The following is a 26,368-nucleotide window of genomic DNA, read 5'->3' as shown; positions in this document are numbered from 1 at the left end:
TGGGTAGGTTGCCGTGACTCGGCTCAGGCTGCATCGTGGCACCGTGACCCTGATCGCCGGCGTGACCACGGCCCACGTCGATCCCATCATGGCCAGGACGTGGCTCGCCGCGGTACACCAGGTCGCTCGAGAAACCGGCGGACACGTTCTCAGCCCCGTTGAGCCGCCGACCGTGGGCCGCAACCACTACCGGGTCTGTGTCGACATCGACGACGGACGGCTCCGACTGCTGTTGAACGCGGGCGCGTCCCTGGTTGCGGCTACCGAGGACGCCGACCCTCAGGCGCTCACGCCAGCATTCCGTGTCGTTCCGCGTCCAGACCTGTTCACCGTGGTCGGCCTGCACGTCGCCGCACCAGCCGAACTCGAACAACCGCTGACAGAGGCGCATCTCACCCACCTGAACGCCAGCGAGAGGCATGACATCGCCTACCACCGGCCGGCACGCCTCGGCGACGCCCTCTTCAACTGGTTCGACTAACCACTCACCAGGACACCTCCGAGAACCGCACCAACCAGTGCTCACACCGGACTAGGCACGCGGTCGCGGCAGATCCGTGCACGTTGCCGCGGCGAGCATCCAGGGCGGGCGATTCCTCCCGGCCGCGTTCGCCGCCCAGCTTCAAGCCACCCGAAGGCGTTCCCCGTCGATATCGACGACATCACCACGATGAAGCTGCCGACCACGGCGCAACTCGACCTCGCCGTTGACTTCAACCTCGCCTGCCGCGATAGCGGACTTGGCCTCACCACCCGACTCGATGACGCCGGCCAACTTGAGGAACTGCCCAAGGCGAATCATGTCGTCGCGGATCGGAACATCTCTCATCACCGCATCATCGAACCTGCGAGGCGACCAGCCGGTGCGACTCGCGGATAGATCGCACGACGCCCTGCGATGGCTAAACACCTGTACCCCAGCCACGACCCGTCTACGAACGAACCATCCGCCTGGCCGGCGGTAGCCGCTCACTGGCGCCGGGCCGTTAGCATCGGCGGCCGTGCCATCCACACAGCCGACGACAGCACCCGGCCCACCGCCCGGTGACGACCCGCCGCGATCCACACCAACTGACCCGGTGCAGGTCGGCGATCTCGCACGCGGGGGTCAGGGCAGCGCGTAGCCGAGCAGGCCTTCCGTGCGCTGCCCTTCGCAGGTGGCGCTGCTGGAGACGAAGTGGTCGCCGTTGCCGGGGACGAGACAGCGGTACAGGGGTGCCGTGCCGGCCACCGGCTGGGTGTGGACGTGCCCGACCGGGCCGAGCGGAGCCTGCCCCTCGCAGCCCGCGGCCCGGGTGAGCAGGTTGTGCCCCCCGACCTTGCACTCGAAGAGCGGGACCGTGCCCGCGACCTGGTCGCGCCAGAGCCGCCACGAGCGTTCGGCGGTGAAGCCGGCCGGCAGCAGCCGTGACGAGGCCCAGTGCCCGCGCGCGGGGTTGTAGCCGCGAACGAGCCGGGTGTGTGGCAGTGACTCGAAACCGCAGGAAAGCCTCGGCGGCGTCAGGTCGTTGCGGTTGGCGAGAGCCCAGGTGCTCCACGCGGGCTTGGCCGTGCCATCGGGGTTGCGCAGGCCGAGCGCGAGCCCGCTGGCCACCTCGTCGGGGTGGTCGCGCATCCGGTGGTACACGTAGTTGCTGATCCCCGGGGTGCCCAGCACGTTGCGGAAGGAGTCGCAGACGGCGGCCGCCTGCCGCTGTGGGGTGGAGGGCGCGGCCGAGCTGAGGCCGCTCTCCGTGAGCTGGATGTCCCAGGTGTGCGGCCGGGTGGGGAAGGTGGCGCGCAGCCAGCCGGCGAGCACGCCGATGTTGCCGTAGGTGACGTGCGGGTAGTCGTCCGGGCTGGAGGCGGGGTCGCGCAGGTTCTTCGGGTACGGGTGGAACGCGACACGCCACGCCCGGTCGCCGGCCCGGTCGGCCAGCCCGCGCAGTACCGTCTCGCCGGCGAGCGTGGCGTCGGACGCGGTGGGGCGCTGGAGTGCGGCGCCGAACTGGTGGTCCAGCGAGATGAGCACCTTGGCGGTCGGCTGCTCGGCGATCACCCTGTCGTAGGCGGCGCTGTAGGTGCCGGCGATCTCGTCGAGCCAGGCGTCGACGTCACAGGCCACGCCGCCGCCGCAGCCGATGTCGAACCACGCGTTGGAGTTGACCTCGTTCATCACGACGAAGTCGGCGATCCGGCCGTGGCCGCCAAGGCCGTTGTACCGCCTGGCGAGCATGCCGGCGAAGCGGCCGTAGTCGGCGGGGTCGTTCGGCGTGCAGAAGATGTCGAACCCCGGCGCGACCGGCGAGCACACCTTGTCGTGCCGCGCCCAGGCCGGCACGCCGTAGACGACGGACGTGACCGCCAGGCCCCGCGCGGTCCAGTCCGCGATGTCGGCGTCCACCTCGGCGGGCACCGCGAAGCAGTACCCGTCGTAGGTCTCCTCCCCCGCCGCGCAGGGTGCCGCCTTGCGGGTCGGCTGCCACTGCGCCCAGACCAGGTTCATCGCCACGCCACCGGTGTTGTTGCCGGCGATCTCCGCCTTGTCCGGCCAGGCGTCCGGCTGGATCGCCTTGATCCGGTACCCGTCGCGCTCCGGGTAGGGCACCGCGTCGGCCGCCGCTCGCGCCGGCGCGGGTCCAACGGTGGCGAGGAGGGCGGCGGCGACCACCGCGGCCAGCCGCCTCACGGCCGCACCCGCACGTACCCGAGGAGGAACTCGGTGTTGTGCCCCTCGCAGGTGGCGCTGACGGAGTCGAAGTGCTCGGCGGTGCCGCTGACCGTGCACCGGTACAGTGCCGCCGAGGGACCGTCCGCCGGTGGCTGCTGCCAGATCCACCCCATCCTCCCGAGCACCTCGCGCCCTTCGCAGTCGGCGGCCGCGGAGGTGAACGAGTCGGTGCCGTTGAGCAGGCAGGAGTACAGCGGGCGGGTGCCCGCCTCGCTGACCGCGGAGAGGTAGCCGAACGTGTGCTCGTGTCGATAGCCGGCGGGGTAGATGCCGGCGCTGGTGCGGTGGTCGGAGCCGCGCATCGCGCGGGTCAGCAGGGTCCGGGCCACGAGGTGGCCGAGCGAGCGCTCGACCGTCTTGCCCTCACAGGTCGCGCTGATCGAGTCGAAGTGCTCCCCGGTCGCGGTCATGCAGCGGAAGAGCTCGATTGACGGCCAGCCCGCCGGCGGCGCCGTGTAGATGTACCCGAGGTGGCGCACCACCTGCTTGCCCTCGCAGGCGGCGTCCCGCGCCAGGAACGTGTCCGACCCGTTCTGGCACGAGTAGAGGGGAAGCGTGCCGGGCTGCGATACCAGCGAGAGCATACCGAGTGTCCACTCTGGCTGGTGGCCGGCTGGGACGCCCGCGGTCGTGGTGTTGTGGTCGGTGCCGTCGAAGTAGCGGGTCAGCGGTGCCAGCGCCGGCACGAACCCGAGCCGGAACTCCACCGTCTTGCCCTCACACGTGGAGCTGAGCGAGTCGAAGTGCCCACCGCCGGGGGCGATGCACCGGTACAGCGCGATCGCCGCCTGGTCGGCCGGTGCCGCGGCGTAGATGTGGCCGAGGTACCCGACGACGGTCTGACCCTCGCATGTGGACGACGTGGAGCTGAAGGTGTCGGTGCCCAGCCGGCAGGCGTACAGCGGCACGGTGCCGGGCTCGGCGGTGCGGGCGAGCAGCCCGAAGGCGTACTCCAGGCGGTAGCCGGCGGGCACGCCGCCGACGGTCGTGAAGTGGTCCACACCGTTGAAGTAGCGGGAGAGCACGCCGTAGGCGGGGCCGCGGTTGGCGACGCCGTGGGCGATCGAGTCGACGGACTTCTGGTTGACGGCCACCGCGTTGGCGCAGCCGGTCTCGGCCGGGCACTGCCCGGCCAGGTCGGCCTCACCTCCGCGGGTACGGTACAGCGTGCCGGTCTCCACCGCCCGCAGGTTGGTGGCGTCGACGGGCAGCCGGTGCATGTGTTCACGGGTGTCGATCGTCCACTGTGTCACCTCGGCCGGATCGCCGCACCCGGAGGCGCAGTCGGACAGCCACAGCGGTGCGCCGCCGGCAAACTTGTACACCGCGCCGGTCTCGGTCCGCACCGTCGCGTGGTCGGCGGGTACCGCCCGCATGTGGTCGAGGTTGGCGACGCTGGCGCCGCTGATCCGGACCATCGTGTCGCAGCTGACCTGACAGTCCGGCACGCGCAGCGGCGCGCCGCCGGCGAAGACGTACGTGTCGCCGGTCTCGCTCACGATCGTCGTACCGTCGTCGGGTACCGGCTTCATGTGCTCCAGCGTCGCGACGCTCCACCCGGTGATGGGCACGGGGTTACCGCAGCCGACGGCGCAGGAGGCGAGCAAGATCGGGGCGCCGCCGGCAAACTTGAAGATGTTGCCGGCCTCGTCCCGGATGGTCGAGCCGTCGTCCGGCACGGCGCTCATGTGCTCCAGCGTCGCGATGCTCCACCCGGTGACCGGCACCGGGTTGCCGCACCCGACCGAGCAGCTGGACAGGTGGATGGGCGCCCCACCGACAAACTTGAAGACGTTGCCCGCCTCGTCCTTGGCGGTCGCCCCGTCGGCAGGTACCGGACGCATGTGCTCGTAGGTGGCGACGCTCCACGCCGTGATCGGCACGGGGGTACCGCATCCGACCGAGCAGCTGGACAGGTGGATGGGCGCCCCACCGACAAACTTGAAGACGTTGCCCGCCTCGTCCTTGGCGGTGGCGCCGTCGGCGGGTTTCGGGCGCATGTGGTCGTAGTTGACGATGCTGCTGGCGGTGATCGGCACCGGGCTGCCGCATCCCACCGAGCAGCTGGACAGGTGGATGGGCGCCCCACCGACAAACTTGAAGACGTTGCCCGCCTCGTCCGAGGCGGTGGCGGCGTCCCGCGGCACGGCCGGACCCGCGTTGATCACCGCCTGCGTGGTGGGGCGAGGGTTAGGGCAGAGGTTGTTCGCGCAACTGGAGATCCAGATCGGTGCCCCGCCCACCATCCGGTACACCCGGCCGGTGTCCGAGGTGACGAGGACGGTGCCGTCCGCCAACCCGTTGACCGAGGTGACCGGCGGCGGGCCTGTTGGCGGCGCCGGTATCTCCGGCGGTGCCGGCCGCCCGTACCCCAGCTGCCCCAGCAGCCGCGTGGCGAACTCGCCGCCGAGGTAGGCGCGGTAGTTCCGGTGGCCGCAGCAGACCGTGTAGCCCTCCTTGTGCACCCGCTGGTTCATCAACGCCGACAACGCGTTCCACAGCGTGTTGGACGATCGTGAGTTGCACACCTTGTCTTCGACGATGCAAAAGTCGGTCGTGCGCCACTCGATGTCCGAGGGGATGATCTCTCTGCCGAGCATGCCGTGGCCCTGCCGGTAGGCGCTGCCCGGACTGCCCCCTTCCTCCAGCCACTTGCTGTAGTTGGAGCGTCCCCAGCTGATCGGATCGGCGAGGAGCAGCACCGCACGCACCGAGTTCCGCGCATCGGCGGACATCAGCCTGAGGGCAAGGTTGATCACATATGCGCCCTGCGAGTAGCCCATCAGGCCGATCCGGATCCCGGGGCAGGAGCTGACCATCTCGTACACGAGGCTCACCAGCAGCTCCGCGCCCCTGGTCGCCGAGCCCCACCAGGTGAGCGGGTTGGTCACGGGTGCGGCCGCGTAGTCGAGCGTGTGGTAACGCGTATCGACAGCGGGTAGCGCGTTGGAGGCCGCCTGGGCGTACGCCCCGGCGCGGTGCCCGAACCCGAACGGCCCCACCTTGTCCTCACCCGAGCCGCGCACGCCGATCACCAGGTACGGCGAGCAGATCGGAGCGGCCGCCACGGACGTCGCCGCCTTCGCCGCCGGAGGCTGCGGCGCGGCGCTTGCCGGCGGAGGCGCCGGTACAACAAGGACCCCCACCACCGCCAGCACGGCGGCGAGTCCACTCAAGAGGGTTCGCATCGAGATTTTCCCCGTCTCCCCGTGGCGCGGCGATCCGCAGCCGACGAAGGGATCCGAACATAGGGCGGCTTCAAACCGGCTTCACGGAACTGGACAGCGCGATCGACCTGCCGTGCGCACGACCGGGTGTCACGGTTTGAGGTGTGGCGGGGGTGTGAAGGTACCGGGTGGGTTGTGTGCCGATCGTGGTGTGGCCGGGTGTCGCCTTCTAGCGTCGGGCGTGTGCGGACCGTTGATGTACTGGTGGTGGGTGCCGGCCTGGCCGGGTTGCACACCGGCCGCCTGTTGGCGGCGCAGGGCCTTGATGTGCTGGTGGTCGACCGCCGCAGGTCGCTGTCGGCCGGCATCCGTACGACGGGGATCTTCGTGCGCCGCACCCTCGACGACTTCGACCTGCCGGACCACCTCCTCGGCCCCGGTGTCCGGGACATGCTGTTGTATCCGCCGTCCCGGCGGGCGCCGATCCGGCTCACCAGCGACCGGGACGAGTACCGGGTGGCCGACATGGCGGCCGTCTACCAGCACGCGTATCGCGCGGCGCAGTCGGCCGGAGCGCGGGTCCTGCTCGGAGTGCGGTACACCGGCGGGTCGGCGGGCCTGGCGCGGTTCGCGGACGCGGAGCCGGTGACAGTGCGGTTCGTCGTCGGCGCGGACGGCGCCCGCTCCCGCGTGGCCCGCGAGCTCGGCCTCGATGTCAACCGGCGCTTCCTCGTCGGTGCCGAGATCGTCCACCCGGTCGCGCCGGGCACGACCCTGCCGGCCTTCCACTGTGTACTCGACCCCCGGTTCGCGCCCGGGTACCTGGGCTGGGTCATCGACGACGGCCGGCACGCGCACGTCGGCGTCGCCGGATATCCGCACGCGATGCGCGCCGGTATCCGCCACCTGCTGGACGCGTTCACAGTGGACGCTCCCGGCCGCGCGGCGCCGAGCGGCCCGATCGAGCGCCGGGGCGGTCCGATCCCGATCGGCGGTGTGCTGCGGCGGCTGGCGTGCCCCGCCGGGCTGCTCGTCGGCGACGCGGCGGGCGCGGTGTCGCCGCTGACGGCCGGCGGGTTGGACCCCTGCCTGCGCATGTCCGAGCTGGCCGCGGCAGTGGCCGCCGCCTACCTGCGCACCGGCGACCAGCGAGTGTTGGACCAGTACTCGGGAGACGCGCTGCGGGCCCGATTTCGCGGCCGGCTGCTGTTGCGCCGCACCTTCGCCGGCATCCGATCCCCCGCCGCGGCGGAAGCGGCGGTGGCCCTGCTGCGCGGCCGTGCCGGTCGTGCGATGGCGGCGCGGATCCTGTTCGGCGACCGCTCGTTTCCCACGGTCGACCCACCGCTCAGCGACGGTCCAGTCCGCGCAGTGCCCGCTCGCTCACCGCGCAACGGACTCGCCGCACCCCGCCCTCCTGAGTAAACCCGAGCCGTTGCCGGAGTGCGGACGGCGTGCGGCGGCTCGACAATGGCGGCATGCGGGTCGCCACCACCCTGTCGTACGAGGTCGACGGGCCAGCGGAGGTCGCCTTCCAGGTGGCTGTCGCCGGCCCGGTCACCTCCGAGCAGCTCACCGTCACGCTCGACGGGGCGGACGTCGCCGCCACGGCCGTCGACCGCACCCATCTGGTACGCGTAGGGTCGGGACGGCTCGTCGTCACCTACAGCGCAGAGCTGCCGGACCGCCGCCAGCCGCCCGCGCCACTGACCGAACACCAGCGGCTCGTGGCGCTGCGCCCCAGCCGCTACTGCCCGTCCGACCGGCTCGCCGGATACGCCACCGACAGGTTCGGCGCACTCCCCCAAGCTGACGCCGTGCGCGCTATCGAGGCACACGTGCATCGACACCTGTCGTACACCCCTGCGACCAGCGGACCCACCACGGACGCCGTGGACACACTGCTGTCGGGCCAAGGAGTGTGCCGCGACTACGCACACCTGGTCGCCGCGCTGTGCCGCGCGGTCGGCATACCAGCCCGGGTGGTCGCCGTCTACGCCGCCGGCCTCGACCCCATGGACTTCCACCTGGTCACCGAAACCGCACTCGACGGCCGTTGGTGGATATGGGACGCCACCCGCCTGGCACCGCGCGGCACGCTGGCCCGCATCGCGACCGGCCGGGACGCGGCCGATGTCGCCTTCTCCACCACGCTCACCGGCACGCTGAACCCGGTCGAACAACAGATCACCGCCGCCACCGACGGCGACCTACCCGCCGACGACCACACCTCGCTCATCGCACTACCCGACTGACCCCCACCTCTCTGGCCACCACCACCGCCAGCCGACGACCACGCAGACACCGCCCCGGCCAGCACCAAACTCCCACCAACCGACGGAGACCCTCCGACCCAAGCCCGCCGCAACTGCGGTGTGCAGTCACCCGTTCGGGTGTCAGGGCGCCTGCCACCGTACGGACAGGAGCTAGCCGACCTCGACCCGATCCGCCTGCGGCGCGGGCGGGCGGGACAACTGCGGCGCTACCGCGCGCTCGGCGGCGGCGATCACACTGTCGAGGCGGTCGCGGGTCTCGATCAGGCCGATGATCTGCTCGTCGATGCGGGCTCGCTCGGCAGCCAGCAGCGCCAACGAATCCGGGGTGCTCACCCCGGCGTGGATGCAGGGCAGCAGGTCCCGGATCCGGGCGCTGGAGATCCCGGCGGCGTAGAGCTGCTGGATCAGCTGAACCCGCTCGACCGCGGCCTCGGCGTAGTGGCGCTGCCCGCTGACGCTGCGCGTCGGAGCGAGCAGGCCCTGCTCCTCGTAGTAGCGCAGCGCCCGCACACTCACCCCGGCCCGCGCCGCGACATCTCCGATACGCATCGTGACCACCCTCACGACTCTTGCCTCTGACGTCAACGTCAGGTCTTAGCCTAGCCGCCATGCAGATCTCCGACTCGGTCGCACTCGTCACCGGCGCCAACCGTGGCCTCGGGCGACACTTCGCCCAACAGCTGCTCGAACGCGGCGCCCGTAAGGTCTACGCCACCGCGCGCACGCCGGAACGTGTCGACGTTCCCGGCGTCCAGGTGCTCCGCCTCGACATCACCGACCCGAGCCAGGTCGCGGCCGCCGCGGCCAGCGCACCGGACGTCAACCTGCTCGTCAACAACGCCGGCATCTCCACCTCCCAGAACCTGGTCACCGGCGACCTGGAAAAGATCCGCCTGGAGATGTACACCCACTTCTTCGGCACGCTCGACGTGATCCGGGCGTTCGCCCCGCTGCTGGGCACCAACGGCGGCGGCGCCATCCTCAACGTGCTGTCGGTGCTGTCGTGGGCGCCCTTCGACGGAGCCAACGCCTACAGCGCGGCCAAAGCCGCCCAGTGGAGCCTGACCAACGCCGTCCGGGTGGAACTGGCCCGCCAGGGCACCCTCGTCACGGGCCTGCACCTGGGCGCCGCCGACACCGACATGATGGCCGGCTGGGACGTCCCCAAGAACGACCCGGCCGCGGTGGTCCGCACCGCACTGGACGGCCTCGAGTCCAACCGCACCGAGGTCCTGATCGACGAGGCGAGCATCCAGGCCAAAGCCGCCTTGGCCCGCTAGCGGTAGTTTGTCCCCTGGCTGGCACGCCGGGAGTTGGTGTTCGCTGATAGCGGGTTGTCGATGCGCTGCAGGTGAAACGGTCCCGAACGCGGCGCGCGGAGCTCCTGGCTTGCTGGCACAGGCTGCTCAGCGGAATCGTGTCCTGCAGAAGCCATTGCGGCCTTGTTCCGTGAGGTTGCGTCCACCGGCACGAACCAGTGGATCCGACTCGACTGCTGGGCCTGACCTATAAACCTCGCGTTCGGGCGTTTGGTCCATGCCTCGCGGGTATCCCGCTGGTTCGGGGGGTGGACAGAATGAAGTTGATCAAAGTTGCCTTCGCGGGTGCGGCCGGCGTGGCGGTGGTTGGTGGTGTGTTGGCGGCCCGGATCCGGGAGCGCCGGATGGAGCCGGACCCGCGCTGGCATGTGCTGACCGTCTACAAGCCGGTGGACGAGGTGCGCGCGGCGGCGCTGCCTGAGCCGCTTGCCGTGCTGGGCGATGCGGTGGAGGTCGAGCTGCGTGCGGCGCCGGGCGAGCGGGGTACGGAGATCGCGGTGCGGCTGCGCGGCGGCGAGCCGGCCGGCCTGTCGGCGATCGCCGCGAGGGTCACCGACCGGGACCCGCGACATGCGGTGCGGCGGGCGTTGCGGGAGGCCCGATGCCTGATCGAGACCGGTGAGGTGCTCGAGCCGGACAGCCGCCCGTCCAACCGCCGCACGATCCTCAACCGCCCGCTGGCGTACGCCACCAGCCACGGACGTGAGGAGGGCTTGCTGTGAAAGCCCTGACCTGGGAAGGCATCAACAAGGTCGCGGTACGCGAGGTACCAGACCCGCGGATCGAAAACCGCCAGGACATGATCGTGCGCGTGCGGCGAAGCGCCGCCTGCGGCTCCGACCTGCACCTGCTCGGCGGGTACATCCCGTTCATGCAAGCCGGCGACGTACTCGGCCACGAGTTCATCGGCGAGGTCGTCGAGGTCGGCCCGGACGTGCGCACACACAACACCGGCGACCGGGTGGTCGTCTCCTCGTTCATCTCCTGCGGACGGTGCTGGTTCTGCGCCAACGACCTCTACTCCTGCTGCGACAACGGCAACACCAACCCCGCCATCACCGAGACGCTGTGGGGTCAGGCGCCGGGCGGCTGCTACGGCTACTCGCACGCGATGGGCGGCTTCAAAGGCAGCCACGCCGAGTACATCCGCGTGCCGTACGCCGACGTGGGCGCGTTCCGGATCCCAGACGGTGTCAGCGACGAACGCGCCCTGTTCGCCTCTGACTCGGCCCGACCGGCTGGATGGGCGCCGACCTCGGCGGCGTCAAGCCCGGCGACGTCGTGGCGGTGTGGGGCGCCGGCGCGGTGGGCCAGATGGCCGCACGAGCCGCCATGCTGCTCGGCGCCGCACGCGTCATCGTGATCGACCGCTTCGACTACCGGCTGGCGATGGCCGAACGGCACATCGGCGCCGAAACCATCAACTACACCGGGACGAGCGTGGAAGCCGAGCTGCGCGAGCGCACCGGCGGGCGAGGCCCCGACGTGTGCATCGAGGCGGTCGGCATGGAAGCGCACCACACCGGCCCACAGCACGTGTACGACCAGGTCAAACAGCAGCTGCGGCTGCAGCAAGACCGGCCCACCGCGGTACGCGAGGCAATCCACGCCTGCCGCAAGGCCGGCAGCGTCTTCGTGCTCGGTGTCTTCTCCGGCATGGTCGACAAATTTCCGCTCGGCGCACTCATGAACAAAGGCCTCACCCTACGCAGCGCCCAAATGCACGGCCAGCGCTACATCCCCATGCTCCTGGACCGCATGCAACGCGACGAACTGATCACCGAACACCTCGCCACCCACGTGCTCCCCTCGACCAAGGGCCAACCGGCTACCAACTGTTCAAAGACAAACAAGACCACTGCGTCCGCGCGGTGTTCACGCCCTAGATCTTTGACTCAACGGGGGTTTGTCGGATGGCGACTGTCGTCGAGCCGGGCACGGCGCCCCGCTTTCCGGGGCCGGTGCACCGGCCTGTGCGGGGCAGCGCGCTGGGGCGGCTGCTGCGCACCACGGATGCGAAGCAGATCGGGCTGTTGTACCTGACGACGTCGTTCGGCTTCTTCCTGGCCGGCGGTCTCATGGCGATGCTGATGCGCGGCGAGCTGGCCAGACCGGGGCTGCAGTTCCTGTCGCCGGAGCAGTACACCGAGGTCATCCCGGTCTTCTCCCGCAAGCCACTGTTCTGCTACAAGGGCATGGTCGCCGCCACGGTCGTCATCTTCGCCTACTCGATGATCGTGTGGGCGCACCACATGTACCCACCGGCTTCGTGCTGCTGCCATTCTTCTCCGCGGCAACGTTCATCATCGCCGTACCCACAGGTGTGAAGTTCTTCAACTGGATCGGCACCATGAGGCGCGGGCAGCTCACCTTCGAGACGCCGATGCTGTTTCCATCGGCTTCCTGGTCACGTTCCTGTTCGGTGGACTGTCCGGCGTGCTGCTGGCCAGTCCGCCCATCGACTTCCACACACACGACAGCTATTTCGTCGTAGCCCACTTCCACTACGTCCTCTTTGGAACGATCGTCTTCGCCGCCTTCGCCGGCATCTACTTCTGGTTTCCAAGATGACCGGGCGGATGCTCGACGAACGCTTGGGAAAGGTGCACTTCTGGACCATGTTCGTCGGCTGCCACATGACTTTCCTGGTCCACCACTGGCTGGGTAACCGCGGCATGCCCCGCCGGTACGCCGACTATCGCCAGTTCGACGGCTTCACGCTGCTGAACACCATCTCCACGATCGGCTCGTTCGTGCTCGGCCTCTCCACCCTTTTCCTGATGTACAACGTGCGGAAGTCCCTACGGTTCGGCGAAAAGGTCGAGGTCGATGACCCCTGGGGCTACGGCAACTCCCTGGAGTGGGCGACAAGCTCGCCACCACCCTTGCGCAACTTCGACAAGATGCCCAGAATCCGCTCCGAACGGCCCGCCTTCGGCCTGAAGTTTCCCCACCTGGCCGCCGGGCACCAGTCCGCGGCCGGCCCCCCGGAGGGCGGCGCCAAGCCGCTAACCAGCGAGTCGAGGGGCGGCGCCAGCTACCAGGAAGACACCGAAACCGAACTCGACCGGCCTCACGACAGCTAATGCGCGCCGGCCGCGGCGAACTCCACCACGGGTTCGCCGTCGCGGGCGTCGACCCGGATCGTCGCCCCGTCCGGCAGGTCCCCGGCCAGCAGCGCCCGGCCGACGCGGGTCTCGATCTCGTGCGCGATGTACCGGCGCAGCGGGCGGGCGCCGTACACCGGGTCGAAGCCGTGCTCGGCGATCAGTCGGCGGGCTTTCTCGGTCAGCTCGATGTCGAGGCGTCGCTGCTCCAGGCGGTGGCGCAATTCCGCGAACTGCAGGTCCACGATCCGCTCGATCTGCTGCAGGCTGAGCCGTTGGAAGAGCACGATGTCGTCGACCCGGTTGAGGAACTCGGGCCGGAATTGGCCGCGCAGCTCGGCCATCACCCGGTCTCGTGCGGCTTCGTCGATCTCGGTGCCGCCGAAGGCGTCCCCGCCGAGCAGGTGCATCGCCCCGATGTTCGAGGTCATGATGATCACCGTGTTGCGGAAGTCGACGGTGCGGCCCTGCGCGTCGGTGATCCGCCCGTCGTCGAGTACCTGCAGCAGGGTGTTGAACACGTCCGCGTGTGCCTTCTCGATCTCGTCGAAGAGCACCACCGAGTACGGCTTGCGCCGCACCGCCTCGGTCAGCTGCCCGCCCTCTTCGTACCCGACGTAGCCGGGCGGGGCACCGACCAGCCGGCTGACTGTGTGCCGCTCCTGGTACTCGCTCATGTCCATCCGCACCATGTTCTCCTCGGTGTCGAACAGCGCGGCGGCCAGTGCCTTGGCCAGCTCGGTCTTTCCGACGCCGGTGGGGCCGAGGAAGATGAACGACCCGATCGGGCGGCGCGGGTCCTTGATGCCGGAGCGGGCCCGGATGATCGCGTCCGCGACCAGGCGGACCGCCTCGTGCTGGCCGATCACCCGCTCGTGCAGGATCTGGTCCAGGCGCAGCAGCTTTTCCCGCTCGCCCTCGCGCAGCCGGCTTACCGGGATGCCGGTCCAGGCGGACACGATCTGGCTGATCTCGTCCTCGGTGACCACCTCGCGCAGCAGCCGGGTGGTTCCCTGCTTGGTGGCGAGCTGGTCCTCCTCGGCGTGTAGCCGGCGTTCGAGTTCGGGCAGCTTGCCGTGGCGCAGCTCGGCGGCGCGGTTGAGGTCGTACGCCCGCTCGGCCTGCTCGGCTTCGTGGCGCACCCGCTCGGCCTCGCCGCGCAGCTGCTGGATCCGGCGGATCGCTTGCCGCTCGCTTTCCCACTGGGCCCGCTTGGCGTCCGCCTCGGCGCGCAGGTCGGCCAGCTCGCGGCGCAGCTGGTCGAGCCGGGCACCGCTGGCCGGGTCGGTCTCCTTGGCCAGCGCCGCCTCTTCGATCTCCAGCCGGGTGACGCGGCGGGTGAGTTCGTCCAGCTCGGCTGGCATCGAGTCGATCTCGGTACGCAGCCGCGCACAGGCCTCGTCGACCAGGTCGATCGCCTTGTCCGGCAGGAACCGGTCGGTGATGTAGCGGTGGCTCAGAGTCGCCGCGGCGACGAGCGCGGCGTCCTGGATCTTGACCCCGTGGAAGACCTCGAGGCGCTCCCGCAGGCCGCGCAGGATCGATACGGTGTCGGCCACCGTGGGCTCGTCCACCAGCACCATCTGGAAGCGCCGGGCGAGCGCGGCGTCCTTCTCCACCCGCTGCCGGTACTCCTGCAGTGTGGTCGCGCCGATCATGTGCAGCTCGCCGCGGGCCAGCATCGGTTTGAGCATGTTGCCGGCGTCCATCGCGCCCTCGGCCGCGCCCGCGCCGACGAGGGTGTGCATCTCGTCGAGGAAGAGCAGGATCCGGCCCTCGCCGGCGCGTACCTCGTTGAGCACCGCGCGCAGCCGTTCCTCGAACTCGCCGCGGTACTTGGCGCCGGCCACCAGCGCACCCATGTCGAGGGCGAAGACGGTCTTGTCGCGCAGGCCTTCGGGTACGTCGCCGTGCAGGATCCGCTGGGCCAGCCCTTCCACGACCGCGGTCTTGCCGACGCCCGGGTCGCCGACGAGCACCGGGTTGTTCTTGGACTTGCGGGACAGGATCTGCACCACGCGGCGGATCTCGCCGTCCCGCCCGATGACCGGGTCGAGCCGCCCGGCGCGGGCATCGGCGACGAGGTCGCGGCCGTACTTCTCCAGCGCCTCGTACGTGCCTTCCGGCGTCGCGGAAGTGACCCGCTGGCTGCCGCGCACCGAGGTCAGCGCCTGTAGCAGCTTGTCCTTGGTGACGCCCTGGTCGCGTAGCACCCGGCCGGCGGCCGCCTGCGGCCCTTCGTCCGCGAGCGCCAGGATCAGATGCTCGACCGAGACATACTCGTCCTTGAGCCGCTTGGCTTCCCGGTCGGCGGCGTCAAGCACGCGGTTGAGCCGCTGGGTGATGAAGACCTGGCCGGGTTCGGCGCCGGGCCCGGTGACCCTAGGCCGCCGTTCGAGCTCGGCCACCGCCTCGCGCCGGGCCGCGGCGGCGTCCGCGCCGGTGCCCTCCAGCAGGCGGGGTACCAGCCCGTCGGCCTGGTCGAGGAGTGCGAGCAGCAGGTGTTCACCGTCCACTTCGGTGTGTCCCTGCCGCAGCGCCGCGGTCTGCGCGTCGTGCAGCGCCTCCTGGGATTTCTCGGTCAGCCGGTTGATGTCCACCCTCGCCCGCCCTTTCGCAGCGTGGTTTGCAGCTCCTCGATCCGTTCCAGCAGGTCCAGCACCAGCCCGATGGCCGCGTAGTTGAGTGGCAGCCCGGCATGCAGCCGCTGCACCCGCCCGGCCCGGGCCAGCTCGGCGGGGCGGAACCACAGCTCGCCACCCGGGTCTCGATGCGCGTCCAGCAGGCCCAGAGCCACGTACCGCCGTACCAGCTGGGGATGCAGGCCCAGCTGGCGAGCGAACGCGTCCAGCCGCAACCGGTTCGGGCGGGCCAGTGCGAAGCCGGTCATCTACTCTCCCGCGGGTCGAATGTGGACACCTTCCCCAGCTCCTCGTAGAGGTCGCGTTCCCGGCCGGTGACCCGCGTGGGCACCTGTACCTCCAGCTCCGCGTACAGGTCGCCGGCCGGGCCCCGCGGGTTGGGCATACCCTGGCCCCGCAGCCGCAGCCGCCGCCCGGTCGTCGAGCCGGCCGGTACGCTCACCCGCGCCTCGCCGCCGGGCGTGCGCACCGGCACCCGCGCGCCGAGCACCGCCTCCCACGGCGCCACCGGCAGCCGGGTGTGCAGGTCGCGACCCTCCACCCGGTACCGCGGATCCGGTGCGATCCGCACCACCAGGTAAAGGTCGCCCGCCGCCGCGCCACCACGGGAGCGGCCGCCCTGCCCGGCGAGGCGGATCCGCTGGCCATCGGTGACGCCGGGCGGGATGTTCACGTCGTAGCCGCGGCCGTCCAGTGTGATGCGGCGCCGGCCGCCCCGGAACGCCTCGGCCACGCTCAGCTCAAGCTCGGCCTCCTGGTCGGCACCGGCCATCGGCCCCGCCCGCCGAAGCCGAACAGCCCGCCGAACAGCTCGTCCAGGTCCAGGTCCGCGTCGGTGAAAGGCGTTCCACGGGTACCGGCGCCGCGCGCGCCGCCACGACTGCTTCCGTCCTGCGGCGCACGCCGGAAGTCCGGCCCGAAGCGGTCGTACCGCTCGCGGCTCTCCGGGTCGGAGAGCACCTGGTACGCCTCGTTGATCTGCTTGAACCGCTCCTCCGCGTCCGGACTGCGGTTGACGTCGGGGTGGAAGCGGCGGGCCTGGGTCCTAAAGGCCCGCTGCACCTCCTCCGGCGACGCGTCCCGGGAGATCCCGAGCGTCTCGTAGTAGTCACGCGGCATGAGGCGCTACGCTCCCGGCGTATCGGCGGAGACCACCACGGCGGCCGGGCGCAGCTGGCGGTCGCCGTCGCCGTATCCGGGTCGTAGCACCTCGATGACCGTCCCGGGCGGCACATGGTCGTCCGCACGGGCGACCACAGCCTCGTGCCGCTCCGGGTCGAACGGGATGCCGGTCTCGTCGTGGCGCTCGTATCCAAGTCCGGCGAGCACCACGATCGCCTGGTCCCGCACGGCGAGCAGGCCCTGCGCCAGGGGCCCCGAGTCGTGGCTGAGATCGCGCTGCGCGTGGTCCAGCGCCAGCTCCAGGTTGTCCAGGACTGGCAGCCAGGCGCAGGCTACCCGGGCCCGCTCGGCGGCCCGCTCCCGCTCCAGCTCGCGGGCGTACCGCTTGCGCAGGTTGTCCAGGTCAGCCAGCGCCCGCCGCCATCGGTCCTCCAGCTCCGCCACCGTGCGCTCGTCGTCCACTGTGGATTTGGTATCGACGGGGACCGGGCCGTTCTCCATCTGTTGATCAGACACGACAGCGCTCAGCTCGGCGTGAAGTCGGCGTCGATCACGTCGTCGGCGCCTTGGTCGCGGGGCTGTCCTTGCTGCTGTGCACGGCCGTCCCCGTCGGGACCCCCGCTGGGCTGACCGCGTGCCATCAGAGCCTGTGCCACCTGTTGCAGCTCGTTGGTCAGGCCGCGCAGCCGGTCCAGCGCCGCGCCTTCCTTCAATGCCTGCTGCGCGTCGGCGACCAGCATCTGCGCGCGGGCCCGCTCGTGCTCTGGGGCCGCGTCGCCGATCTCGCCGAGGCGGCGCTCCACCTGGTGTGCCACCGACTCCAGCGTGTTGCGGGCGTCGACCGTCTCGCGTAGCCGGGCGTCCTCCTCGCGGTGCCGCTCGGCCTCGGCGATCATCCGCTCCACATCGGACCGATCCAGGTTGCCGGTGTCGGTGATGGTGATCGTCTGCTGCGCCCCGGTGTCCTTGTCCCGGGCCGAGACGTTCAGGATGCCGTTGGCGTCCACGTCGAACGTGACCTCCACCTGCGGCTCGCCGCGCGGCGCGGGGCGGATGCCCTCCAGGCGGAACCGGCCGAGTACCCGGTTGTCCGCCGCCCGCTCCCGCTCACCCTGCAACACCACGATGTCCACGGCGGACTGGTCGTCCTCCGCGGTGGAGAAGACCTCGGTACGCCGTACCGGGATCGTGGTGTTCCGCTCGACAATCTTCGTCATCACGCCGCCGAGCGTCTCCAGCCCCAGCGACAGCGGGATCACGTCCAGCAGCAGCACGTCCGGGCCCTCACCGGTGAGCACCCCGGCCTGGATCGCCGCACCCATCGCGACGACCTCGTCCGGGTTCACGGTCATGTTCGGGTCCTTGCCACCGGTCAGCCGCCGGACCAGCCCCTGCACCGCGGGCATCCGGGTCGATCCGCCGACCAGGATCACCTCGTCCAGGTCGTTGTCGGTGACCTTCGCGTCCGACATCGCTTGCCGCACCGGCCCGAGGCAACGCTCGATCAGGTCGGTGGTGATCTGCTCGAACGTCGACCGGGTCACGGACGCGTTCAAGTGCTTGGGCCCGTTCGCGTCGGCGGTGATGAACGGCAAGCTCACCTGCGTCTGGGGCACCGAGCTCAGCTCCACCTTCGCCTTCTCGGCGGCCTCGAAGAGCCGTTGCAGTGCCTGCGGGTCGTTGCGCAGGTCGATGCCCTGCTCCCGCTGAAACTCGTCGGCCAGGTGGTCTACCAGGCGGCGGTCGAAGTCGTCGCCGCCCAGGTGCGTGTCTCCTGCTGTCGCGCGTACCTCCACGACGCCGTCGCCGACGTCGAGCACGCTGACGTCGAAAGTGCCGCCGCCCAGGTCGAAGACCAGCACCGTCTCGTGCTGACGCTTGTCCAGCCCGTAGGCGAGGGCGGCCGCGGTCGGCTCGTTGATGATGCGCAGCACCTCCAGGCCGGCGATCCGCCCGGCGTCCTTGGTGGCGGTGCGCTGGGCGTCGTTGAAGTACGCCGGCACGGTGATCACGGCCTGGTTGACCTTTTCACCGAGGAACTTGCCCGCGTCGTCGGCCAGCTTGCGCAGGATCATCGCGCTGATCTCTTCGGGCGAGTACAGCTTGTCCCGCACGTTGAACCGCGCGGCCCCCTCCGGGCCGGGCACCACGTCGAACGTGACCGCCTTGGCCTCCTCGCTCACCTCTTCGTACCGGCGCCCGACGAACCGCTTGGCCGAGTAGATGGTGCCCTTCGGGTTGAGGATCGCCTGGCGGCGCGCCAACTGCCCGACGAGCCGCTCGCCAGCCTCCGTGAAGCCGACCACGGAAGGGGTGGTACGCGAACCCTCGGCGTTCGGTACCACCTGCGGCTGGCCGCCTTCCAGCGTGGCGATCACCGAGTTCGTCGTGCCGAGGTCGATCCCCACTGCCTTGGCCATGTCAGGAGTCCTTGATCTCGATGCGGCGCGGCCGGCCGGCATTGGACTTGCCGACCCGGACGTCGGTCTCCTCCAGGTCGGCCAGCGGCGCCGGCATTGCCCGGCCCGGCTCGGCCAGACCGTCCATCAACTGACCGACCCGCTCGTACATGTCCTCCAAGTCGCGGAACGGGTCCCATCGCGAAATCACGGCCCGTGGACTGTCCTGCCGGGTTGCCAAAGTCATTTGCTCGGCATCCTCTCCATGAGCGGGTGAGATGACACGAGCCTTGGTCGGTACCGGGTGAGGCCGAATCGCCCTACCAGTGTGATTGAGGCAATTCCCATCGGCTCCGCCGTGACGTGAATGGGCCGGCGCCGGCCGGGTACCCGGCCTGGGAAGACGCAGACACGGAGGATGAACCGTGACAGACACGCTGGACCGCATAGAGGCCGACTGGCCGGCGGAGGCAAGCGCGGCCGCGCGGCGCACCGCGGCGCGGTACGGGCCACCCGACGAGGCGATGCCCAGCCGCCTGGTGTGGCACCACGCCCGGCCCTGGAAGCGCGTGGTGGTCAACAGGGATCCCGTCGAGCACAGGTTCCCGCAGCCGCACCAGGACCGGGTCGAGGGCTGGATCGACTTGGAGGTGCCCCGGGAGGGCACAGCCGACCTGGCCGCGTTCAACGGCAGCATCCGGGTCGAGCGCACCCGTGGCGAGTTGGCGGCCAGCTGTGACGTCGAGGCGGTCAACTTCCTCGCCGTCAACCTCGCCCACGACCTGATCACTGGCCGGATCGGCGTGGACGAGGCGCGCCGCGAGTACACCGAGATGGTGGCCGCCCACCTGATGGGTCGCGCGCAGCCGCAAACGAGCGGGTTCGCCTTCCAGCCCCTGGACGCCGGCGCGGGCACCGCGGACGAGGACGAGCCGGTCGCCCGGCACAAGGTACCCACGGTGGCGGCCCGCAGTGTGGGGAGGCCGGCATGAAACCGCAGTTGACCGAGGGGTGGCCTACCAGCGCGCAGGCCGCGGCCATGGCCACGACCGACCGGTACGGCCCGCCGGACGAGGCGAGCCCCAGCCTGCTGATCTGGCACGACCGGGAGCCATGGAGGCGGGTGGTCGTGTCGCGGGCGATGGTCCCGCACCGCTTCCCGCACACCCACGTCGACGTCGTGCGGCATGTCGTCGACCACCCAGTGCCGACGGACCGGATCACCGACCTGGCCCGCTTCAGCGGCAGCGTCGTGTACGACCGCACCCGCGGCGAACTCTCGTCGCACTGCGAGGACGAGGAGGGCAACATCCTTGCTCTCAACCTCGCCCACGACGTGGTGGCGCACGGCCTCGACGTCGATTCCGCTCGGCACCGCTGCCACGAGGCGATCGAGACCCGAAACACCGAGGACCGCGACCCGTATCTGGACCGGCTGATCTTCGAGCCGGGCCGTGGCGCGGACCCGGACGAGGTGACGATCGACGACGAGATGCAGGACCGGCTTCGCCAGGCGCTGGGCGCCGACCGCCCTGCCTGACCTCCGGAGGTCAGGTGGACCGCTGGTACCGCAACTCGGTGATCTACTCGTTGGACGCGGGTTTGTTCCAAGACTCCAATGGGGACGGTCACGGCGACATCCCGGGCCTCACCTCGCGCCTTGACTACCTGTCCCGGCTCGGGGTGAACACGATCTGGCTCAACCCCATCCACCCCTCCCCGCGCCGCGACGGCGGGTACGACATCACCGACCACTACGGCGTCGACCCACGGCTGGGCACCCTCGGTGACCTCGCCGAGCTGCTCGACAACGCCGACGAGCGTGGCCTGCGCATCATGCTCGACCTTGTGCTCAACCACACCAGCGACAAGCACCCGTGGTTTCAGCACGCGCGCGCGGACCGCGACTCACCCTTCCGCGACTGGTACGTGTGGTCGGACACCGAGCCCGCCGACCGGTGGAACGGGCAGGTCTTCCCCGGCGTCGAGTCGGAGACCTGGACGTACGACGAGACAGCGGAGGCCTGGTTCCGGCACCGCTTCTACACCTTCGAGCCGGACCTCAACACCGACAATCCCGCGGTACGCGCGGAGATCCGCAAGATCCTGGAGTTCTGGCTTCGGCTCGGCGTGGCCGGCTTCCGGGTGGACGCCGCGCCGATGCTGATCGAGAGCCGGGCGACCGGGTACGCCCGGGCCACCCGTGACTACGCATTCCTACGCGAGCTGCGCGAGACGCTCTCCTGGCGGCGCGGCGACGCGGTGCTGCTGGCCGAGGCGAATGTCGGCGACGGCGAGCTGCTGGAGTACTTCGGCGAGGCGGACGGCTCGGCGACCCGGCTGATGATGGTGTTCGCGTTCCGCCTCAACCAGTCGATCATGCTGAGCCTGGCCCGCCAGGACGCGACGCCGATCAAGGCGACTCTCCGCGAGCTGCCCGACCTGCCGCGGCACGCCCAGTGGGCGACGTTCCTGCGCAACCATGACGAGGTCGACCTGGAACGGCTCACGCCGAGCGAGCGGCGTGAGGTGATGGCCCAGTTCGGCCCCGAGGAGGGCATGCAGCTGTACCACCGCGGGCTGCGCCGCCGCCTCGCGCCCATGCTCCACGGCGACCGGCGCCGGCTGGAGTTGGCCTACAGCCTCCAGTTCACGATGCCAGGCACCCCGGTCATCCGGTACGGCGACGAGATCGGCATGGGCGAGGACCTGTCGTTGCCCGAGCGGACCGCGATCCGTACCCCGATGCAGTGGTCGGCAACCGCGAACGCCGGCTTCTCCGACGCACCCGCCGCCGACCTCCTCACACCGGTGATCAGCGCCGGGGACTACCGCGCCGACCTGGTCAACGTCACCGACCAGCGGTTGGATCCCAACAGCCTGCTGGTGTGGTTCGAGCGGATGCTGCACACGCTGCGCGAGTGCGAGGAGATCGGGGGCGGCACCGACGACGTGTTGGAGATCGGCCCACCGCACCTGCTCGCGCACACCGCCACCGGGTCCAGCGGGTGCATGATCTTCCTGCACAACCTCGCACCCGCGCCGTGCCGCGTCGCCCTGCCCGCGCACCTGCGCCGCGAGGCAGCTCCACTCAACGTCGCCGCCGACAGCGCCTACGGCGAAGATCTCAAACGCGACGCAGTCGAAGTCGACGGCTACGGGTACCGCTGGATCCGGTTGTCCCGCCGCCCATAGCCCGGTTCGTCGAGAAATCATGGTCACCCACGTTGCCGGGCCGGCAACCGGCAGGCTCACCCGCGTTCGGCGATCACGGTTCACCTGATCCGGCGACAACGTTGGCCAAAAGCAGGGAGCGGAACGGGTGGCCTGGTCCGCGCCGGGGCGTCACCTCGGTGATCAACCGGATCACCATCGAGCCTTGACCACGGATCGGAGGGCCCGGACCGGCTACGGTTCCGGGGCTCGCCGGGAGGGCAGCCGGATGGGTAACGCACACGAGTACCTCGGCGACACCATCGAGAAGACCGACGTACTGCTCAAGGACATCGAAAGCGCACTGGGAATGCCGAAGGAGCGCCGCGACCTGTCGTACAAGGCGCTGCGCGCGGTGCTGCACGCACTACGCGATCGGCTCTCCGTCCAAGAGTCCGCACACCTAGCCGCCCAACTGCCCACGCTGGTGCGGGGCGTCTACTACGAGGGCTGGCGGCCCCAAGACGTACCGGAGAAGATGACCCTCGATCAGTGGCTGCGGCGGATCCGCGCCGAGTGCCCGCTGGACATCGACGGCGGCACGCCCCGCCTGGTCGAAACGGTCCTACGCGCCCTGCGCCGTCACGTCACGCCGGGCGAATGGCATGACGTGCGCTCCAGCCTGCCGGACGAGTACTCCTCGGTGATCCCGTAATGGCGATCAAAATCAATGCCACCGGTCCGACAGCTCCCCCACGCCCGAACGTCACTCAACCGGGGAGAACCGTCCCGACTCCCGGTGACGTCGCTGCCCACACCACGGCCGTCCTTTCACCTCCGCAATCTACTTCCTGCTATCGCGGCCACGGTTTGGGAGTCGCCGAGTTCCCGGCGAAGGTCCTGCTGCCACCCCGAAACCAATGGAATCAGCTCACCCAGATCCAGAGCCCTCGGATCGCGGCATGTCCGGATGTCGAGGCCGAGGGCGGGCGTCGAGTCGGTCGGCGGCGGCGGTGCTAGTGGGTTACCTTCTTGACAAGGTGGGTGGTTGTGTCGGAGTCGGGGTGTGGCATCGACTGGTAGCCCTGGCTGTAGTAGAGGTCGAGGTTCCGGATGCTTTTGGCGCCGGTGGACAGCAGGATGCGAGAGCAGTCCGGGTCGGCGGCGGCTTCGGCGGTGTGTAGTAGCCACCGGCCCAGTCCTCGGCCTCGAAGGTCGGGCACGACGGCGAGCCGACCCACGTGCCAGTCGGTCTCGACGCGACGGGCGCGCACCATGGCCAGCAGTCGGCCGTCGAGCCAGATGCCGGTGGCGTGCCAGGTTGCCAGCCATTCGTGTACCTCGTCCAACGACTCGTGCAGGGCCGGTACGGCCGTGGTGTCGTTGATGAGGGCCTCGTCCACTCAGCAGCACCGCTGCAGCACGGTGACCTCGGGGGCGTCGTCGGGCGTCAGCTGTCTGGCGTAGGAGCCCGGCAACGGACCGGACGGCGTCCCGGCCCGTACGCGTTCACGCATCGGCCGTAGGGCGTGGCAGAGGCGAACCAGTTCGTCCAGCAGGCCGACACCGGCTGCGTCACGGGCCGGGTCGGGCCGCAGCCGCCCGTGCTCCACAGCGTCGGCGATGCGGATCGCGACCGTGGCGCCCAGTGGGACCAGACGCAGCGTCGTCACCACCTGCTTGGCGTGCTGGACCGATCGGGTGCCCGCCGATGTGTTGCCGTAGCTGACGAAGCCGATCGGCTTCCACGCCCATTCGCGGCTGAGGTAGTCCAGCGCGTTCTTCAGGACCGCTGGCATCCCGTAGTTGTACTCCGGGGTGACCGCGACGAACCCGTCGGCGGCCTCGACGATCGCGCTCCACCGACGGGTGTGTTCGTGCCGGTAGACACCGGACGAAGGATGCTCCTCCTCGTCCAGGAACGGCAGGTCCAGGTCGCCGAGGGCCACCGGCACGAGCTCGACGCCGAGCTCCGCGGCACGAGGGGCGATGGTATCGATCAGCCACCGTGCCACCGCGGGGCCGAGGGCGCCGGGACGGGTGGTGCACGCCAGCACCAGGACACGAACAGGTTTTGTTGACATGGAAACGAGTCTAGGTGCTAGGTTATTTACATGTCAACGAAACCTCCCGCCGGTACCGTGCGCTGGTTGAACCCCGACGAGGAGCGGGCGTGGCGGGCGTTTCTGCGGGTGATGGTCACCGTCCAGAGCGGCACGGCGCACGATCTGGCCGCGGTCGGCCTCTCCCCGCCCGACTACGAGGTACTCAGCACGCTGTCGGAGCGGCCCGACCACACCAGCACCCTGGGGGAACAGGCCGACAAAATGGGCTGGTCGCGCAGCCGGCTGTCCCGCCACGCCACACGGATGGAAGCGCGCGGTCTCCTGCGGCGCGCACCCGACCCGACCGACGGCAGGGGTTGCCTGCTCGCACTCACCGATCAGGGCCTGGAGGTACTCGACAACGCCGCACCCGCTCACGTCGCGTCGGTTCGGCACCACTTCATCGACCGACTTACAGCGGACGATCTCATCGCCATCGAACAGATCGCCAGAAGGCTGGAAGGACCCCAGCCCGCAGACGGTCCACCCGAACCGCGCCCATCGACATGATCATTTGACACCGTTCGGATGGCTGCGCACGACCGCCACGCCTGCGCTACGCAGGTTCCCGTACGCCGCCCTCCTCGCCGTCATCCGGCAGCGGCTCGACCGGGGCGGCCGGCAGCTCGTCCGGCGTATCCGGCAACAACTCGCCGGCATCGTCCGGCACGGGCTCGCCGGGATCGATCGGCGGATACTCCTCAGGGTCCAACCCCGGCAACGACATGACCCCATCATCGGTCATGCCGGGTCCAACCGCTCCTCGGGCGCACCGGCGAAGGGCGCCGACGACTCCAGGCCCGCTGCCCACGCCGACACGCTCACGCTCGGCGGCACGATAGTGCGTTTCGCTCGTATCGAGCCACACCACGTGCCTGCCTGCCGTCGGACGAGGTTTGCGGTCCGCTCCTACGATCGCCGCCAGCGGCGACGAGGCTTCGACCAGTCGTCCGACTGACAAAGCTGAGGTCCTGCCCGGTACAGATCCCAGAACCTCGGGCCGTACGACGCGCCTGTGGTGCGAGTCGACTTGCCACCGGACGACGTGGTCGCTCTCACTGGCATCGATGGACAGGGTTGTCGGGTGAGGCACGGATGTCGCCGCCGCGTCGGTTCCGGCGCGCGCTACAGGGCGTAGCGGCAAGTCCTGCAAAAGGCTTCAGCGCATCAACGCCTCGAGGGCCTACGCAGGTGCCACAACCCTTCCACAACAGATCCGCTGCACCTCGGTGCGAGCCTTCCGGCAGGTTGCTGACGAGCCCGATCGAGGGTTCGCGACCGGCTCGTGAAGGGAGCCCTCACGATCAGATTCCTCCAGCGGTTTGCGCAGGCTGCCGGGACGGCGGGCACCACGCGTGGACAGGGCGCGAAATCCGGGTTGGCCAGCACCAGCCGTCGGCTCCGAACCCGGCTATTTACCAGGCTCTCATAGGGGAGAAATGTCATGACTCACAAACCCATTCGGTCGACCCGCCTCACCCGACCCGGTGTGACGGCCCTATTGATGCTGTTCACCATGCTCGGTTTGATGATCGGCGCGGGTCCGGCGCAGGCCGCGGCGCCCAGCCCGGTGGGGAAAACCACAACCATCGTCGCACCGCTTTCCCTGCCGGGCAAAGGCGGACCGACCACGAACGCCACTGTGACAGGCAACTGCGGCTCGATCCACCTCGAGCTGGAACTCGTTAGCCCCGGCATCGACATGAGGATCACCTTCGGCTACAAGAGCATCCTGGGACCGGTGCGCTCACACAACCTGCAAGGTGTGTACGTAAACGCCCCGACCTTCACGGCCGGCCTCTTCGGCGACGTGGGTTTTCCGAACCTTGCTGAATTCGAAACCTCGGATTTGGTTACCATCGGGAATCCTGTGGCTGCGACGGCTACGTTGACCGTGCAGGTCCTTACCCCGGCGGGCCGGTGTTTCGGCGTCGTCGGCGACGGGCTCCTGGGCTAGTCACCTGATTCGGCGGGCAACCGGGATGTCTCGGTTGCCCGCCTCGCCTGTGGGTTACCAGCCTGCGATGGCCCGCGACACAACGGTGCTGAGCACCCGGATGCCGTGCACCGTGCCCGGATCGATCCCGGTGAGCTCCCGGATTCGGCGCAACCGGGTAATCGCCGTGCGGTGCCGCCTCCCGGGTAGATCGCATTGTGCCCGTGATGGCACCAGGCCACATGACCCGGCATGAACACCATGCCGTGTCGGCGGCGGGGCACCGGGTCGGAGAACGCGACCACGCCGCGCACACCGACAGCGCGGCGGCGTGACGGGAACACCCGGCCAGGAACCAACTCTGACTCCGGGCTGCAACGGTCATGGAAGGACGGCGCTGCCGCCGGCCGTGACGTCACGACGTAATGCGCC

General features: G+C 69.8%; 23 protein-coding genes and 3 pseudogenes. 13 read left to right on the top strand and 13 right to left on the bottom strand.

Annotated features, from left to right (window positions below; genetic code table 11):
* Positions 1–43 precede the first annotated feature (43 nt).
* Positions 44–481, top strand: coding sequence for a hypothetical protein (locus Phou_RS38275; protein ID WP_173066663.1), 438 nt, complete (start codon positions 44–46; stop codon positions 479–481).
* 141 nt (positions 482–622) lie between these two features.
* Here Phou_RS38275 and Phou_RS38270 read toward each other — a convergent pair whose 3' ends face one another.
* The 3 genes from Phou_RS38270 to Phou_RS38260 form a co-directional block, all read right to left on the bottom strand.
* A complete protein-coding gene (locus tag Phou_RS38270) occupies positions 623–829 on the bottom strand; it encodes an RNA-binding S4 domain-containing protein (RefSeq protein WP_173066660.1) in 207 nt (68 codons plus the stop codon).
* A gap of 279 nt (positions 830–1,108) precedes the next feature.
* The gene (locus Phou_RS38265) at positions 1,109–2,668 is read right to left on the bottom strand and encodes a DUF5722 domain-containing protein (RefSeq protein WP_218579469.1); all 1,560 of its coding nucleotides are present in this window, start codon (positions 2,666–2,668) and stop codon (positions 1,109–1,111) included.
* The gene (locus Phou_RS38260; RefSeq protein ID WP_173066656.1) at positions 2,665–5,898 is read right to left on the bottom strand and encodes a cutinase family protein; all 3,234 of its coding nucleotides are present in this window, start codon (positions 5,896–5,898) and stop codon (positions 2,665–2,667) included. Before Phou_RS38260 ends, Phou_RS38265 begins: the two co-directional genes overlap by 4 nt.
* A 222-nt stretch (positions 5,899–6,120) precedes the next feature.
* Here Phou_RS38260 and Phou_RS38255 point away from each other — a divergent pair, with 222 nt between their 5' ends.
* Both Phou_RS38255 and Phou_RS38250 read left to right on the top strand, forming a co-directional pair.
* On the top strand, positions 6,121–7,302 hold the full coding sequence (locus Phou_RS38255; protein WP_173066653.1) for an FAD-dependent monooxygenase: 1,182 nt from the start codon (positions 6,121–6,123) through the stop codon (positions 7,300–7,302).
* 53 nt (positions 7,303–7,355) lie between these two features.
* Positions 7,356–8,132 (top strand): transglutaminase-like domain-containing protein, encoded by a 777-nt coding sequence (locus Phou_RS38250; RefSeq protein ID WP_173066650.1) that lies wholly within the window; start codon positions 7,356–7,358, stop codon positions 8,130–8,132.
* A 171-nt stretch (positions 8,133–8,303) separates the two neighbouring features.
* Here Phou_RS38250 and Phou_RS38245 read toward each other — a convergent pair whose 3' ends face one another.
* Positions 8,304–8,702 carry a MerR family transcriptional regulator gene (locus Phou_RS38245; protein ID WP_173066647.1) on the bottom strand — a complete coding sequence of 133 codons (399 nt, stop codon included), beginning with the start codon at positions 8,700–8,702 and terminating at the stop codon, positions 8,304–8,306.
* Positions 8,703–8,761: 59 nt separating this feature from the next.
* On the opposite strand from Phou_RS38245, the gene Phou_RS38240 reads away from it, so the two are divergent.
* From Phou_RS38240 to Phou_RS38225, 4 genes and pseudogenes are all read left to right on the top strand, one after another.
* Complete coding sequence (locus tag Phou_RS38240) at positions 8,762–9,433, top strand: SDR family oxidoreductase (RefSeq protein ID WP_173066644.1); 672 nt, start codon at positions 8,762–8,764, stop codon at positions 9,431–9,433.
* A 296-nt stretch (positions 9,434–9,729) separates the two neighbouring features.
* A complete protein-coding gene (locus Phou_RS38235; protein ID WP_178135002.1) occupies positions 9,730–10,194 on the top strand; it encodes a hypothetical protein in 465 nt (154 codons plus the stop codon).
* Positions 10,191–11,358 (top strand): annotated as a pseudogene (locus tag Phou_RS38230) (zinc-dependent alcohol dehydrogenase). The gene Phou_RS38235 and the pseudogene Phou_RS38230 overlap by 4 nt, the downstream one beginning before the upstream one ends.
* A gap of 258 nt (positions 11,359–11,616) precedes the next feature.
* Positions 11,617–12,558 (top strand): annotated as a pseudogene (locus Phou_RS38225) (cytochrome c oxidase subunit I); the annotation flags it as partial.
* Here the strand turns inward: Phou_RS38225 and clpB are convergent.
* From clpB to Phou_RS38195, 7 genes are read right to left on the bottom strand one after another with little or no spacing between them, the layout of a single operon-like run.
* Positions 12,555–15,179 (bottom strand): ATP-dependent chaperone ClpB, encoded by a 2,625-nt coding sequence (clpB, locus tag Phou_RS38220; RefSeq protein WP_173066641.1) that lies wholly within the window; start codon positions 15,177–15,179, stop codon positions 12,555–12,557. The pseudogene Phou_RS38225 and the gene clpB overlap by 4 nt on opposite strands.
* Positions 15,161–15,469: a chaperone modulator CbpM gene (locus Phou_RS38215; RefSeq protein WP_173066638.1), complete on the bottom strand. Its 309-nt coding sequence runs from the start codon at positions 15,467–15,469 to the stop codon at positions 15,161–15,163. Before Phou_RS38215 ends, clpB begins: the two co-directional genes overlap by 19 nt.
* Positions 15,466–15,993, bottom strand: coding sequence for a J domain-containing protein (locus tag Phou_RS53740; RefSeq protein WP_246274188.1), 528 nt, complete (start codon positions 15,991–15,993; stop codon positions 15,466–15,468). Before Phou_RS53740 ends, Phou_RS38215 begins: the two co-directional genes overlap by 4 nt.
* Positions 15,957–16,340: a DnaJ domain-containing protein gene (locus tag Phou_RS53735; protein ID WP_246274187.1), complete on the bottom strand. Its 384-nt coding sequence runs from the start codon at positions 16,338–16,340 to the stop codon at positions 15,957–15,959. Before Phou_RS53735 ends, Phou_RS53740 begins: the two co-directional genes overlap by 37 nt.
* 6 nt (positions 16,341–16,346) lie before the next feature.
* Positions 16,347–16,844 (bottom strand): nucleotide exchange factor GrpE, encoded by a 498-nt coding sequence (locus Phou_RS38205; protein WP_173066635.1) that lies wholly within the window; start codon positions 16,842–16,844, stop codon positions 16,347–16,349.
* A 23-nt stretch (positions 16,845–16,867) separates the two neighbouring features.
* Positions 16,868–18,763 carry a molecular chaperone DnaK gene (gene dnaK / locus Phou_RS38200; protein WP_173066632.1) on the bottom strand — a complete coding sequence of 632 codons (1,896 nt, stop codon included), beginning with the start codon at positions 18,761–18,763 and terminating at the stop codon, positions 16,868–16,870.
* Position 18,764: 1 nt separating this feature from the next.
* Entirely contained in the window at positions 18,765–18,989 is a 225-nt protein-coding gene (locus tag Phou_RS38195) for a hypothetical protein (RefSeq protein WP_173066629.1), read from the bottom strand.
* Positions 18,990–19,167: 178 nt separating this feature from the next.
* On the opposite strand from Phou_RS38195, the gene Phou_RS38190 reads away from it, so the two are divergent.
* The 4 genes from Phou_RS38190 (at position 19,168) to Phou_RS38180 (ending at position 22,610) form a co-directional block, all read left to right on the top strand.
* Entirely contained in the window at positions 19,168–19,734 is a 567-nt protein-coding gene (locus Phou_RS38190; protein WP_173066626.1) for a hypothetical protein, read from the top strand.
* A complete protein-coding gene (locus tag Phou_RS53730) occupies positions 19,731–20,282 on the top strand; it encodes a hypothetical protein (RefSeq protein ID WP_246274186.1) in 552 nt (183 codons plus the stop codon). The genes Phou_RS38190 and Phou_RS53730 overlap by 4 nt, the downstream gene beginning before the upstream one ends.
* 14 nt (positions 20,283–20,296) lie before the next feature.
* Entirely contained in the window at positions 20,297–21,937 is a 1,641-nt protein-coding gene (locus Phou_RS38185; protein WP_246274185.1) for an alpha-amylase family protein, read from the top strand.
* 247 nt (positions 21,938–22,184) lie between these two features.
* A complete protein-coding gene (locus Phou_RS38180; protein ID WP_173066620.1) occupies positions 22,185–22,610 on the top strand; it encodes a DUF2267 domain-containing protein in 426 nt (141 codons plus the stop codon).
* Between the two features lie 301 nt (positions 22,611–22,911).
* On the opposite strand, the pseudogene Phou_RS38175 reads toward Phou_RS38180, so the two are convergent.
* Positions 22,912–23,979: pseudogene (locus Phou_RS38175) on the bottom strand (GNAT family N-acetyltransferase).
* Between the two features lie 30 nt (positions 23,980–24,009).
* Here Phou_RS38175 and Phou_RS38170 point away from each other — a divergent pair.
* Positions 24,010–24,510, top strand: coding sequence for a MarR family winged helix-turn-helix transcriptional regulator (locus tag Phou_RS38170; RefSeq protein ID WP_173066617.1), 501 nt, complete (start codon positions 24,010–24,012; stop codon positions 24,508–24,510).
* 46 nt (positions 24,511–24,556) lie between these two features.
* Here Phou_RS38170 and Phou_RS38165 read toward each other — a convergent pair whose 3' ends face one another.
* Positions 24,557–24,745, bottom strand: coding sequence for a hypothetical protein (locus Phou_RS38165; RefSeq protein ID WP_173065069.1), 189 nt, complete (start codon positions 24,743–24,745; stop codon positions 24,557–24,559).
* A gap of 759 nt (positions 24,746–25,504) precedes the next feature.
* Between Phou_RS38165 and Phou_RS38160 the strand changes: the two genes are divergently transcribed.
* Positions 25,505–25,957: a hypothetical protein gene (locus Phou_RS38160; protein WP_218579468.1), complete on the top strand. Its 453-nt coding sequence runs from the start codon at positions 25,505–25,507 to the stop codon at positions 25,955–25,957.
* The last annotated feature ends 411 nt before the right edge of the window (positions 25,958–26,368 follow it).

The sequence above is a fragment of the Phytohabitans houttuyneae genome (genome assembly GCF_011764425.1).
Lineage (GTDB): Bacteria > Actinomycetota > Actinomycetes > Mycobacteriales > Micromonosporaceae > Phytohabitans > Phytohabitans houttuyneae.
The sequence above is the reverse complement of the archived record's forward strand: the minus strand, read 5'-3'. Positions and strand labels throughout refer to the sequence as shown.